This window comes from Ralstonia sp. ASV6 (assembly GCF_016429285.1).
GTDB lineage: Bacteria > Pseudomonadota > Gammaproteobacteria > Burkholderiales > Burkholderiaceae > Ralstonia > Ralstonia flaminis.
In genome coordinates this window covers 16,551-29,736 of the sequence record NZ_JAELUI010000066.1, presented here as the reverse complement: position 1 = coordinate 29,736, position 13,186 = coordinate 16,551, and the positions used below count along the sequence as shown (strand labels likewise).

At 64.8% G+C, this 13,186-nt stretch carries 9 protein-coding genes; 6 read left to right on the top strand and 3 right to left on the bottom strand.

From position 1 onward, the window contains the following. On the top strand, window positions 1-850 hold an 850-nt coding region (locus JHD73_RS14670), incomplete at its 5' end, for an enoyl-CoA hydratase/isomerase family protein (protein ID WP_199031008.1). 250 nt (window positions 851-1,100) lie between these two features. On the opposite strand, the gene JHD73_RS14665 is transcribed toward JHD73_RS14670, so the two are convergent. After that, window positions 1,101-2,117, bottom strand: coding sequence for a molybdopterin-binding oxidoreductase (locus JHD73_RS14665; RefSeq protein WP_199031007.1), 1,017 nt, complete (start codon window positions 2,115-2,117; stop codon window positions 1,101-1,103). A 263-nt stretch (window positions 2,118-2,380) separates the two neighbouring features. Here JHD73_RS14665 and JHD73_RS14660 point away from each other — a divergent pair, with 263 nt between their 5' ends. Beyond that, entirely contained in the window at window positions 2,381-4,150 is a 1,770-nt protein-coding gene (locus JHD73_RS14660; protein ID WP_199031006.1) for a phospholipase D-like domain-containing protein, read from the top strand. A 24-nt stretch (window positions 4,151-4,174) separates the two neighbouring features. Here JHD73_RS14660 and JHD73_RS14655 read toward each other — a convergent pair whose 3' ends face one another. Further along, window positions 4,175-5,668, bottom strand: coding sequence for an acyl-CoA synthetase (locus JHD73_RS14655; protein WP_199031005.1), 1,494 nt, complete (start codon window positions 5,666-5,668; stop codon window positions 4,175-4,177). Window positions 5,669-5,843: 175 nt separating this feature from the next. Between JHD73_RS14655 and JHD73_RS14650 the strand changes: the two genes are divergently transcribed. The 4 genes from JHD73_RS14650 (at window position 5,844) to JHD73_RS14635 (ending at window position 11,666) form a co-directional block, all read left to right on the top strand. Next, a complete protein-coding gene (locus JHD73_RS14650; protein WP_199031004.1) occupies window positions 5,844-6,755 on the top strand; it encodes a LysR family transcriptional regulator in 912 nt (303 codons plus the stop codon). A 233-nt stretch (window positions 6,756-6,988) separates the two neighbouring features. After that, complete coding sequence (locus JHD73_RS14645) at window positions 6,989-9,823, top strand: xanthine dehydrogenase family protein molybdopterin-binding subunit (RefSeq protein ID WP_199031003.1); 2,835 nt, start codon at window positions 6,989-6,991, stop codon at window positions 9,821-9,823. Then, complete coding sequence (locus tag JHD73_RS14640; RefSeq protein ID WP_048933684.1) at window positions 9,820-10,371, top strand: (2Fe-2S)-binding protein; 552 nt, start codon at window positions 9,820-9,822, stop codon at window positions 10,369-10,371. The genes JHD73_RS14645 and JHD73_RS14640 overlap by 4 nt, the downstream gene beginning before the upstream one ends. Then, window positions 10,371-11,666 carry a cytochrome c gene (locus tag JHD73_RS14635; RefSeq protein WP_233176986.1) on the top strand — a complete coding sequence of 432 codons (1,296 nt, stop codon included), beginning with the start codon at window positions 10,371-10,373 and terminating at the stop codon, window positions 11,664-11,666. The genes JHD73_RS14640 and JHD73_RS14635 overlap by 1 nt, the downstream gene beginning before the upstream one ends. Before the next feature lie 85 nt (window positions 11,667-11,751). Here JHD73_RS14635 and JHD73_RS14630 read toward each other — a convergent pair whose 3' ends face one another. After that, on the bottom strand, window positions 11,752-12,975 hold the full coding sequence (locus JHD73_RS14630; protein ID WP_199031002.1) for a M20/M25/M40 family metallo-hydrolase: 1,224 nt from the start codon (window positions 12,973-12,975) through the stop codon (window positions 11,752-11,754). Window positions 12,976-13,186: the final 211 nt, after the last annotated feature.

Genomic DNA, 13,186 nt, shown 5'->3' with positions numbered 1-13,186 from the left:
CGACTACGCGCTGCATCAGTTCCCGAAGCCGATCGTCGCGTTGATGGACGGCATCACCATGGGCGGCGGCATGGGCCTCGGGCAGGCGGCGCGCCTGCGTGTGGTGACCGAGCGCACGAAGATGGCCATGCCCGAGACGCGCATCGGCTTTCTGCCGGACGTGGGGGCGACGCGCTTCCTGAGCGTGATGTCGCCCGAGCTGGAGCTGTATGTTGGGCTGACGGGGGTGACGCTTTCCGGCGCCGACGCATTGCATTGCCACCTGGCTGACCTGTGCGTGCCGGCGGAATGGCTGGCCACGTTTGAAGACCGCCTGCAGCGCATGCCGCACGACGGTGATCTGATGCAGGCCCTGCGGCGCGTGTTCGAGCCGCCGTGCAACATCGTTCCGCATGCGGCGTTGGTGACGGCCATGCCGTGGGTGCTGCGCTATTTCGATCGGCGCTCGTCGGTCGATCGCATCGTCGCCACGCTGCGCGAGAGCCTGGAGCGCGAAGCCGCCCGTGAGCCGCGCCAGTGGCTGCAGGCCACGCTGGACGCCATGACCACGCATTCGCCGACCATGCTGCACGTCACGCGCGAGGCGTTGCTGCGTGGGCGGCAACTGTCGCTGGCCGAGTGCTTCCAGATGGAGCTGGGCATCGTGGCGCGCGGGATTGAAGACGGCGATTTCTGCGAAGGCGTGCGCGCGTACTTGGTCGACAAAGACCACCGCCCCGGGTGGGCACCGTCCACGCTTGCTGCCGTGCGGCCGGAGCGGGTGCAGCACTTCCTGTCGTCGCCGTGGCGGACGAGTACGCATCCGTTGGCGGGGCTTGATGCGCACTTGCAAACAGGTCACATGGCTTAAGCATGTGATCTACACATACACATCAGCCGAGAATCCCGCTTTTGGCAGGCAGTTTTGCCCTAAAAGCGGCGATTAAGGCAGTTGCATGACATTTTTTTGTCATGACTTACGGGTAACTTACGCAGGCGAGGAGAGGTCTCCCCTCACGTTCTCATCGTACGCAGCGGCTTCCGCTGCGTTTTTTTTGTCTGAATGCCTGCTGGGGCAGTGGTGCGGTCCTTCAACTCCCGTGTCCCGCGCCACGTACATCTCACTGCCCCACCGGCGCCGCAATCACCTCCAGACTAATCAAGTTCGACACAAACCGCCCCTGCTTGCCGTCATTCGGCAACACCAGCCGCGCAAAGCCGTTGGTGGTGAGCGGCACGCCGTTGGCCTCGTAGGCGATGAAGTCCGGCTGGTTGCCGAAGTTGGGGTCCATTTCACCAAACGAGACCACCGCCTTGTAGCCGTCGCTGCCCGTGGCAACCACGTACTTGGCCAGCGAGTCGTTCTTCACCGCCGGGTTGTTGACGACGCCGACCGTGGTGTTGAGCAGGTCCCACAGGCTCACGCCGGTGTAGGTGACGCCCGATACCGTGCGCGTGACCACAGGCAGGTTCTGCAGGGCCGTCAGGTCGAACGTGCCGGGGCGTTGCACCGCGCCGCTCACCTTGAACTGCGTGGATGCGCCGCCGCCCGTACTGGCCACCGTGGAGCCCGAACTGCGGATATCCAACCGCACGAGGTTCGAGATATAGCGCCCGCCCTTGGTGTCGCCGGGTGAGGTGATACGCAACGGGCCATCGGCAGTGGGCAACGCGCCAGATACGCCGTTGATGGTTTCCGCATAAACCACGCGGCTCGCGCGGTTGCCGAAGTCGGGGCTCAGTTCGCCCAGCGCGAAGACGGCACGGTAGCCGTCGGTGCCGGTGGCGACGACGATCTTGTTCAGCAGGTCATTCTTGACGTTCGGGTCGGTCTTGATGCCGATCTGGTTGAGCGCGCCCCATACGCTGGTGCCGGTGTACGTGTGGGTTTGCGGACCACTGCCGCTGCCGAAGCTGTCGGTGCTGGTGGTGGCGGGCAGGGCCTTCAACTGGGCCGTGGTGAGCGTGCCGCCGGTGGCCGCGTCGCCGGCCACCGTGAGGGTGGCTTGCGGCGCGGCGGGCGTGACTGCTTGGGGCGGCTCGGCATCGGAGCCGCCGCACGCGGCCAGCAGGAATGGCACCAGCGCGAGTTGCAACGCGTGGGCAAGCTTGAAGCGGAACGGAGAAAAACGATGCATCGGAACCTCCCTTTCTTGTTGTCGTTGTATACATGGTTACATAACGATTGAGTGAGGCTATTAAACGAGACGTATGGGCGACATACGCGTGGCGCCATACACTGCATCCAGTTGCGCGCGTATGCGCAGATCGGATTGAAGCAGCATTGAACGCGTCGCCCGCAAACCCGCATGAGTTCTGCAAAATACGCCGTTTGCGTCAGAGGATTGTCACGATCGCGGTGCTATAAAAACTGGATGCTTTGCCACCCCAGGAGACCTCCATGGCGACATCCGTCGATTCATTCCAGGTGAAGGTGTATCAGGGCGATAGCGCGGTGCTGTTTGCCTTTGACGTGGCCGATGCAGACCGCGCCGATCTGGCCGGCTTTGCCATCCAGTGCACCCCGCAGGGCGGGGCATCGTACTGGGTACCGAACCGCCTGACGTTCGACACTCCCATCCATGCGGATGCCCCCCTGCAGGCCGGCAAATACGCCGACTCCATCGACGCGCCGTTTCAGTCGTTCCACTGGGTTCACTTTCCGCCGCACGCGGCCGGGCAGTACACCTACACCGTGCACGCGCGCTACTTTGCGTCCACTCACCCTGTGCAGCTTGAGACGCGCGCCACGCGCAACGTGACCATCACGCTGCAGCAGCCGATGAGCGACTGGGCCACGGTGGGCATGGTGCGCGGCTATGTGTCGTCGCAGGCGTTTATCGACCACTACGGCGGCAACACGGCGCTGGCGCCGGACAACCGTGCGCAGGCCAAATCGCCGCTGCTGTATGACACGCAGCCGTACCGGAACAAGTACGCCTATCTTGGGGCCACGGGCCGCCGCCTCATCATCGATCTGCTCAACCAGTGTCAGGCATCCGACGGCTACGGCATCGACGTGCTGGCCTATGACCTGGACGAGCCGGACATCATCCGTGCCTTTGCGTGGCTTGCGCAGAACGGCCGCAAGGTCCGCGTGATCCAGGACAACTACATCGGCACCGGTGCGCACCCAACAGGGCATGGCACCGACAACGCGTTTGAGACGCAGGCCACCGACTATTTCAAGCAAGCCGGTGCGGACGTTCGCCGCACGCACCTTGCACGTTTCCAGCATCACAAGGCGATCCTGCTGCGCGATGCCACGGGCAAGCCGGTGCGCGTGCTGGCAGGCTCGGCCAATTTCTCGCTGCGCGGGCTGTACGTGCAGGCCAATAGCGTGCTGGTGTTTGAGCAAGAACCCGCACAGCTCTACGCGCAGGTGTTCGACCGCATGTGGGGTTTGATCGGCCAGTACGGTGAAGACGCCGCCGGTAGCCGCAAGGTGGCCACCGCCTTCCGCGCCGATGCGCTGGCAGGCAACTGGCAAGCTGTGCCACAGGGCAGCACGCCGCGCGCGCGGTTTGGGTTCTCGCCGCACCAGACCGATGCGCTGCTCTCCGAAGCGGCTGACCGTGTGAAGGGCGCACTGTCGTCCGTACTGTTTGCGGTGATGGCCACCGATGGCGGCGGCGAGATGCTGACCACGCTGGAACACGTCGTGCCGCAGAAGGCGGGGCTGCTCTCGCTGGGCGTGATCGACAAGCAGGGTGGTGTGGACGCCTTCGCACCGGGTCGCGATGTGCCCACGCAAACCGTGTCGTTCGCCTACCTGAAGGACGAGGCGCCCGCACCGTTCAAGCAGGAAGTGGATGCCGGCACTGGCCAGCACATCCACCACAAGTTTGTCGTGTGCGATTTCAACGGTGACGAGCCGGTGGTGTTCTGCGGCTCCTCCAACCTGTCGAAGGGCGGCGAGGAGCAGAACGGCGACAGCCTGATCGCTATCTACGATCCGGCCATCGTCACGGCGTATGCGATTGAAGCCATCCGCCTGTTCGATCACTACCGCTTCCGTGCAAGCGAGTCGAAGGCTACGGCCGCCAACCCGCTGGTGCTGAAGACGACCGGCGCATGGGCCGACCCGTACTACGATCCGCAGAACATCAAGTTCACGGAGCGCACGCTGTTTGCCAAGTCGGGTGCGGCGCAGGCTGCTGCGGTTGCTTGACCCGCGCCGGCAGCGGTTCGGACTTCAGACGCGCCGCTGCCGGTCACCCCACCACGCATCACGCAGGCGGCGCTTGGCGATCTTGCCGTTGTCGTCGCGCGGCAGGGTGGCCGTGAACTCGATCTGGCGCGGGATCTTGAAGCCGGCAATCTGGCCACGCAGCCAGTCGATCACGGGCTCGGCCTGCAGCCCTTCGCGCTCGGTCTGCACCACGGCGACAAGGCGCTCGCCGTATTCATCGCATGGCACGCCAAAGACGGCGCAATCCACCACATCAGGATGGCGCAGCAGCGCGTGCTCGATCTCGGCCGGATAGATATTCACGCCGCCCGAGATGACCATGTCCGATGCGCGATCGCACACGTACAGGTAGCCGTCTGCATCGAGGTAGCCCATGTCGCCGAGCGTGACCAGGCCGTTGCGGTCGATCTTGGCGCGCGCCTCGTCGTTGCCGCGGTAGGTGAAGTCAGGGTAGGCGGGTTGGCGGCTGTAGATCAGGCCGACCTCGCCGGTGGGGCAGGGTGTGCCGTCTTCGCGCAGGATGCGTACCTCGGCCCCGCACACCGGGCGGCCGGCGCTGCCTGGGCGGGCGGCCGCATCGCGCGGGTCCATCACCGTAATCATGCCGGTCTCGCTGGAGGCATACGTCTCATAGATGACGGGGCCGAGCCAGTCGATCATCTTGCGCTTGATCTCGGGCGCGCACGGGGCGCCGGTGGAGGCCACGAAGCGCAGTGAAGAGAGGTCGTAGCGGTTGCGCTCTTCTTCCGTCAGCTTGAGCATGCGCACGTACATGATCGGCACCAGGTAGACGGTGTCGATGCGGTAGCGCTCGATCTGCTCCAGCACGCGCAGCGGGTCAAAGCGCGGGTGCAGCACCAGCACTTCCGCCATCTGCGCGGCCTGTTGGGCGAAGAGGCTGGGGGCGCTGTGATACAGCGGTGCCGGCAGCAGCGCGCGGCAGCCCGGCACGATGCCGAAGGTGGCGGCCACCACGGCGCGTGCCTGCTGCAGGTGGGTGTCGAGTTGGTCCAGCGGCACGGCTTGGCGCACCACGCCCTTGGGTCGACCCGTGGTGCCCGACGTATAGGCCATGTGCCCGCGCGGCGACACCAGCGGCCCGTCGTACGGCGTTTGCAGCGCGAGCCAGTTGGCGTAGCCGTCGGCGCGGTCGGTGCCTTCGGCATCCACGCGCAGCAGTTGCACGTGCGGCGGCAGCAGCGGTTCCACCGCATCCATCAGGTCACGATGGCCGATCAGCACCTTGGCACCCGAGTCACGCATGAGGAATTCCACCTCGGTCGGCGTGAAGTGCCAGTTGATCGGGCAGAAGTGGCAGCCCGCAATGCGGCACGCATGCATCACGTCAATGTAGGCCGGCGCATTGCGCATCAGCACGCCGATCACGTCGCCCTCCTGTACCCCCATGCGGCGCAATCCACCGGCAAGGGCGGAGCCGCGCGCGAGCAGGGTGTCGGCATCGACGGGGCGGTCTTCGAAGATGAGGCTGGCGGTCATGCGTGTCTCCTTGAGGGCGAGGTCTCGTTATTGGGTAGGACCTCTGCTTTATCTATGCAGCATGCCGGATTGAATCGCACTGAACAATCCGCTTAGTATTGCGCACACTGGTGAATGCCATTGAACAACACTGCCCGTCGATTTCGCTTCTCAGCCGAGCCTTCCAGCCTCCATCATGGACCTCAACCTCATCCACCTGTTTGTCGAGATTGTGGAAGCGCGCAGCTTTACCGCCGCCGCGCAAAAGCTGGGCATGACGCGCTCCAACCTGAGCAACCGCCTGAAGGTGCTGGAGCGCGAGACCGGCGCGCAACTGCTGCGCCGGTCCACGCGCAGCCTGGAGCTGACGCAGGCCGGCGAGACGCTCTTTGAGCACGGCCGCCGCATGCTGCAGGAGGTGGAGACCGCGCGCGCCTCCATCGATGGCCTGGGGCAGACCGTGCGCGGCCATGTGCGGGTGAGTGTGCCGACGGGTCTTGGCCGCTTCTTCCTGGGGGACATGCTGCTCGAATTTGCGCGCGAGCACCCAAGCGTGACGTTGCGCGTGACGTTCAACAACCGCGTCAATGACCTGATTGCGTCGGAGATTGACGTGGCATTCAAGATCACCTCGGCGCCGCCGCAGGACACCATCGCGCGCGAGGTGTGCCCGATTGGCTGGAGCCTTTTCGCGACCAAGGCCTATTTGAAGGCGCATGGCCCGGTGGCAACGCCCGAGGCGCTGGTCGAACAAGCCATTGTTTGCCCGCCCATGCCGGGGCGGCGTCTGACGCTGGCGCTTTCGGGCACCGTGCGCGGCAAGACCACGCAGCACAGCGTGACGGTGGAGCCGCGCATGCAGTCGGAGGATTTTCCGTTTCTGGCCGATGCGGTGGCGCGCGGCATGGCCATCGGCTTGCTGCCGAATTACGTGACGCGTGCCGCCGCCACGCCATTCGAGCGCGTGCTGCCCGGCTATGAGGTGGGCGGGCTGGGCGCGCACCTGTTCATCCTCACGCTGCCCAATCGGTACGCCTCACCCGCCATGCGCACGCTGATCGATTTTGTGCGCGCGCGCGTCAGCGCGCAGGCCGCGGACTGGTGCTAAACGCGACCAGTGCAGTGGCCACGCGCTGCTGCACATGCACAAAACCGTGCCAAGGCAGATAACGTCCGCCAAATAGACGATATTCGGCATCGCGTCTTGTCTTGGATCAAGGCGGATACCAAAATCGAAAGAGGCGGAGCCGCTTGGCAATCACTTGCACCCCGGCCCCCATCCCTCCCCACGCCACCCGCCGAACTCGGGTGCGCCGTAGCATTCCTTCGAGGAAGAAGTTCATGCCGCTTACCCATCCGTCGCGCCGCGCTTTTCTGAAAGCGACTGTCGTGGCCGGCGTCTCGGTGTATATCGCACCGCTGGGCGGCCGCGCATTTGCGGCCCTGTTTGAAGAAAAGATCCTCACCCCGGTCCAGTGGGACCCCAAGACCGGTACTCCCAAATTCCGCATTGACGGCATCGCCAAGGTGACGGGCGACAAGGTGTTCGCGCGTGATATCCGCTCGCGCGACATGCCGCACTGGCCGCAGCAGCAATCGCACGCATTCATCCTGCGCACCACGCTGGCCGATCGCACGTACGAAGGCTTTGACCTGGGCCTGCTGGGCGATGCGTTGAAGCCCGATCGCGTTGTGACCGCTGAAGACCTGGCGCGCGACGGCGTTGCCTTCCCCGCCTTCTATGGCGAAGACATGCTGCTGCCCAAGGGCAAGACGCCCGCCTACCTGGGCCATGCGGTTGCCATCCTGATCTATCACGACTTCGCGCGCTTCCGCTTTGCGAAGGACAAGCTCAAGTTCCAGGACAAGATCATCCGCTACGGTGCGGTGACCGGCCCGCTGGAGCGCGACCCGTGGGGCACCTTCCGCTTCGTGCGTGTGGGCGGCGCGGGGCCGTTTGACGACGACGTCTTCTCCAGCTTGAAGAACGCGCCGATCTTCCCGAGCATGATGCGCAAGCACGAGCCCGTGTGGCCCGATGGCGTGGACCACGGCAAGCTGGGCGAGCAGGGCATCTTCTACGCCAACCAGATTGCTGCCGAGCTGGACAAGCCGTCTGAAGATTGGCTGGTGCTCGAGCGCGAGTACAACACGCAGTCGATCGACACCTCGGCCATGGAAGCCGACAACGCCAACTGCTGGTACGACAGCAGCACGCAGACGCTGCACATGGTCGTGCCCACGCAAAGCCCGGTGGAAGTGGGCGAGAGCACGGCCGAGATGCTGGCCAAGGCCCGCGGTGCCTTCCCCGTGAAGCAGGTGATCGTGCACCCGTGCTACACGGTCGGCTACGGCTCGAAAGATCATTACAACTTCCCGTTCTACGGTCTGGTGACGGCGCTGTACGCCGAAGGCAAGCCGGTGCGCCTGGCCAACGACCGCTACGAGCAGTTCCAGACCTCCATCAAGCGCCACGCGTTCAAGATGCGCTACCGCATCGCGGTGGACAAGAAGACAGGACTGTTCCAATCGTTCCAGGGCCACTTCGAGGCCAACGGCGGCGGCCGCGCGAACTTCTCGCCTTCGGTGGCGATGGTGGGCGCGACGGCTGCGCAGTCGATCTATTACTTCCCGAAGAACGACCTGACCGCCGTGGCGATCGCCTCGCGCGCCATCGACGCGGGCTCGGCGCGCGGCTACGGCACGCTGCAGAGCATGGCCGCCACCGAAGTGATGGTCGATGAGTTTGCCGAGCAACTGAAGCTCGACCCGATCGAGTTCCGACTGAAGAACGCGCTGCGCTCGGGCATGAAGAACACGCAGGGCGCGATTCCTGCCGGCGCCATCCGTGTGGATGAAGTGCTGGAGGCTGCCCGCGTGCACCCGATGTGGGTGAACCGCGCGAAGAAGAAGGCCGAGTTCGAGGCCGCCCACCCGGGCAAGCGTTACGGCGTGGGCTTTGCGTGCGTGCAGAAGGATTTCGGTACTGGTGCGGAGGCTTCGTTCGCCAAGGTGGAAATCCGCCCAGACGGGCAGATCGCGCTGCATCATGTGGCGGCCGAGATCGGTACGGGAATGTCGACCTCGCAGGCCATGGCGGTGATGCGCTGGCTGGGCCGTCCGGCATCGGAAGTGCGCGTGGCGGTCACGGACTGGACCGACCTGCCCGTCACCACCAGTGGCGATCCGTACATCATGAGCCAGGCCGACCAGGACAAGCTGGCGGCCAACCCGCGCTGGTCTCCGGCCTATGCATCGCCGGCCAGTGCAACCAACTCGGCGTACTACTTCACGCATAGCACGCGTGAAGCGGCACGCATCGTCTTCATGCACGGCCTGTGGCCGGCGGCGATGGCGATCTGGAGCCAGGGCATCGGCGGCGGCCAGGCGGCATCCTTGGTGGTGCGCGTGGAAGACGCGCGCTGGGTGGACGGCAAGCTCACGGCCGGTGGCCTGGAAGCACTGCCCTACGAGCAGATCGCCAAGAAGGCGCACGACCTTGGCCTGGTGACAGGTGCCGTGGTGCACGTGTTCAACCGTTGGCAGTGGAGCGAGGCTGATTTCGACGTCAACGGCACCGCCACGCGCGTGCCCATCGACGGCCTGTCCGTGCGCTATGGCGAAGGCGCCGATGCTGCGCACAAGGCCAAGATGACGACGGCCGGCGGTTACCACGTGCTTGATCGCAAGAAGGTCTACATCGCGCCCACGCAGCGGAACAACGCGTCGGTCACGTACTACAGCGCGGTCGGCACGCTGGTCGAGCTGTCGGTGCACGAGGCCAGCGGCAAGGTAGAGCTGCTGTCGCACCACTCGATCATGGAGTGCGGCTCGCAGATCTCGCCGCAGCTCGTATCGGGGCAGTTGCAGGGTGGTCTGGCGATGGGCATCGGCCATGCGCTGCACGAATATCTGCCGCTGTATGAAGACGGCCCCGGCAACGGCACCTGGAACTTCAACCGCTACCAACTGCCGCGCGCCAAAGACGTGGCCGTGTGGACGCAGACCGGGACGGTGCTGCCGCCCCTGTCGGAAACCGATCCGCCCAAGGGCATCGCCGAGGTGGTGATGATCCCTGTGGTGGGCGCCATTGTGAACGGCATCGCGCATGCCATCGGACACCGCTTCACCAGCTTGCCAGTGACCGCGGAAAAGATTCAGGAGGTACTGGCATGAGCATCACCACCCAACCGATCACCTTGCACCTCAACGGCAAGGACCTCGGCCCCGTGCAAGTGCCTGAAGGTCTGATGATGATCGACTTCCTGCACGAATACGCAGGCCTGACGGGTTCGCGCCTGGGCTGCGGGCAGGGTGTGTGCCGCGCGTGCACGGTCATCCTCGACAAGCCGGACGGCACCAGCGAAGAAGTCCGCACGTGCATTACGGGCGCGCATTTCTTCCAGGGCAAGAAGGTGCGCACGGTGGAAGGCCATGCCACGCGCAATGAGAAGGGTGAGGTGGTATCGCTCTCGCTCGTGCAGCAGAAGTTTCTGGAGCACTTCAGCTTCCAGTGCGGCTATTGCACGCCGGGCTTTGTCAACGGCGCGACGGTGCTGGTGGAGCGCCTCAAGCGCCAGCCGGTGGCGCGTGAGCAACTCGACGAGACCATCACTGAAGCGCTGAACGACCACATCTGCCGCTGCACTGGCTACGTGCGCTATTTCGAGGCCGTCAAGGACGTCGTCCTGAGCACGCCCGGACTCGTCAAGGACGGTAAGTGATGACGATGACCATGGCTCGCCCCAACCATCGCAACCTGCTTCGCGTGGCTCGCCTGGCCGTGTTGCCGCTGCTGGCTGCTGCCGCGCTGGCAGCGTGCGGTGACCGCTCCACCGACATCCCGGCCGCCGCTGATCAACCGCCGCCCACCAAGCTGACCGGCGCGGACTTGATCAACCGTGGCCGCTACCTCGTGCGTGCGGCTGACTGCGCGGCATGCCACACAGCCAAGGATGGTGCGCCGTTCGCGGGCGGTGTGCCGCTGGCCTCGCCGTTCGGTACGTTCTACGGCACCAACATCACGCCTGACAAGGAACACGGCATCGGCAAGTGGAGCGCCGACGCGTTCTACAAGGCACTGCATGACGGCGTAGCGCCCGACAAGCACCTCTACCCGGCGATGCCGTACACGTCGTACCGCGGTCTGTCGCGCAGCGATACCGATGCGATGTATGCGTACCTGATGCAGCTCAAGCCTGTGGCAGTCGCCAACCGCGAGCACGAGCTGCGGTTCCCGTACAACATCCGCCTGGCCATGGCGGGCTGGAACCTGTTCTTCCTGAAGGACACGCTGCCGGACGCGTCCACCGGCAACTCGGCGTCGTGGCAGCGCGGGCGCTATCTGTCCAACGCGCTTGGCCACTGCGCGGAGTGCCATACGTCGCGCGGCTTTGCGGGCCAGTTGAGTGCCAGCAAGCCGCTGGGTGGTGCGGATCTCGGCCGCGTGGTCGCACCGGACATCTCGCCCGCAGGCCTGGCCGCGCGCGGATGGACGCCGGCAGATCTGCAAGCGTTCTTCAGCACCGGCATCGCGCAGCAAGGTTCGGCCTTTGGTGAGATGTACCCGGTCGTGCACCTGAGCTCGCAGTACCTCAGCCAGGCGGACGTGGGTGCGGTGGCAACCTACCTGCTTGGCGACAAGCCGCCTGCGCCGCAACCGCTCAAGCCGGTGGCCGCCACGGCGGACAACGCCGACCAGCTCAAGGCTGGCCGCGCGAGCTACCTGGCTGTTTGCGCCGGCTGTCACGGCCGCGATGGCGAAGGCAAGCCGCACGTGGCCGTGCCGATGCTGGGCAACTCCACCGTGCGCAATGCCGACGTGCATAACCTGATCGTTGCCATGCTCGACGGCATTGAAGAGCAGCGCTTCCCGGGCACGGAAGCCATGCAGGAAATGCCGGGCTTCGCGCAGATGGATGATGCAGAGCTGGCCGCGCTGGCCAACTACCTGCGCACCAGCTTTGGTGGACAGCCGGCAGACGTGACTGCGGATCGTGTGAAGGGCCTGCGCAAGTAAGCCATTCGCGCGCAACTCTAAAGAAAAGCCCGCCCTGGCGTCATGCTCGGGCGGGCTTTTTGTTTGCGGCTCGTCGAACGGGCGCCTACTTGGCCGCTGAAATTTCCATGATCATCCGCGACAGCAGATAAAGCCGAGGTGCGACGCTTTCCACTTCTGCGTATTCCTCCGGCGTATGGATGCCACCGCCGACGATGCCAAAGCCGTCAAGCGTGGGCGTGCCGACGCCAGCGGACAGGCTGGAATCGGCCGCGCCCCCGCTGCCCTCCAGCGTGAGCTTGCGGCCAATTTCACCGTAGATGGCTTGTGCCTGCGCAGCGAGCTTGTCCGATGCGGCGTTGCGCGGCATCGGCGGGAAGCCGCGCTCCAGGCGGGTCTTCACTTCCGTGTCCGGGATCAGCTTGTTGGCCGACACGCGTGCCAGGTCGCGTTCAACGCGGTCGAATTCCTCCGGCACCGCGACGCGCACATCAGCGTAAGCCGTCGCCTGATCGGGGATGACATTGGTGGCGCCGCCCGCCTTCATCACCGTGAAGTTGACTGTGGTCTGCTTGGCGCTGTCGCCCAGCTTGCCTAGCTGAAGGACTTGGTGCGACAGCTCGGTGGCCGCGTTGCGGCCCGAATCCGGCGCCACGCCAGCGTGCGCTGCCTTGCCTTTCACATCCACTTCTGCGGTGCCGCTGCCTTTGCGCCACACGACAAGCCCGTCGGCGGGGCGCCCCGGCTCCAGGTTGAGGGTGACGTCATGCTGTTTGGCCTCGCGCTCGATCAGTGCACGCGTGCCCTTGGAGCCCGTCTCTTCATTCGTGTTGAGCAGCAGCGTGACCTGGCCGTAGCGCTTGAAATCCAATTGTTGGAGGATCTTCATCGCGTACAGCCCTGCCACCACGCCGCCCTTGTCGTCCATCACGCCGGGGCCGTAGGCACGCTTGTCCTTGATATAGAAAGGCTTGGCGCGGGCCGTGCCGTCCTTGAACACCGTGTCCATGTGCGCCATCAGCAGGATGCGCGTCTGACCCGTGCCTTTCCACGTGGCGAGAATGTTGTTGCCCACCGCCGGCGCAGCAGACACCGTCTGCACCTCTGCGCCAGTCTTGCGCAGTTCGTCTGCGACGATGCTGCCGACCTGGCTGAGCCCCGCTTCGTTGCCGGTGCCGGAATCGATATTGACGAGGCGTTCGAGCAGTTGCAGCGCGTCGCCGCGGTAGTTCTCGGCAGCGGATAGCACCTTGGGGTCAGCATCTGCAGCGCGGGACAGCGGTGCGGCACACAGCAGGAGCGCCGCGAGGGCAAGGCGGGAGGTTTTCATGCAAGACCTACGTCGGTGGGAAAAACGACCATTACACACAAGAAGCGTGCACCTTGGTGGGGTGTGTTGCGTTGGTCGCATCGGTATCAACCGCAGCTTGTTCTCTGGGCCGAGTCATGTCTCGGCGTGTTTGATTCGTCCTGCCTTCAACCCAATCCCTCACCACTGTCGACTCTCACTTGACAGTGTGTTTTGCCCGCTGGGGCTGTTC

What these genes read in the sequence shown, in the direction of transcription:
- JHD73_RS14665 (WP_199031007.1), bottom strand. Translation starts at nt 2,117, where the DNA reads ATGCATCGTTTTTCTCCGTTCCGCTTCAAGCTTGCCCACGCGTTGCAA.
- JHD73_RS14660 (WP_199031006.1), top strand. Translation starts at nt 2,381, where the DNA reads ATGGCGACATCCGTCGATTCATTCCAGGTGAAGGTGTATCAGGGCGAT.
- JHD73_RS14655 (WP_199031005.1), bottom strand. Translation starts at nt 5,668, where the DNA reads ATGACCGCCAGCCTCATCTTCGAAGACCGCCCCGTCGATGCCGACACC.
- JHD73_RS14650 (WP_199031004.1), top strand. Translation starts at nt 5,844, where the DNA reads ATGGACCTCAACCTCATCCACCTGTTTGTCGAGATTGTGGAAGCGCGC.
- JHD73_RS14645 (WP_199031003.1), top strand. Translation starts at nt 6,989, where the DNA reads ATGCCGCTTACCCATCCGTCGCGCCGCGCTTTTCTGAAAGCGACTGTC.
- JHD73_RS14640 (WP_048933684.1), top strand. Translation starts at nt 9,820, where the DNA reads ATGAGCATCACCACCCAACCGATCACCTTGCACCTCAACGGCAAGGAC.
- JHD73_RS14635 (WP_233176986.1), top strand. Translation starts at nt 10,371, where the DNA reads ATGACGATGACCATGGCTCGCCCCAACCATCGCAACCTGCTTCGCGTG.
- JHD73_RS14630 (WP_199031002.1), bottom strand. Translation starts at nt 12,975, where the DNA reads ATGAAAACCTCCCGCCTTGCCCTCGCGGCGCTCCTGCTGTGTGCCGCA.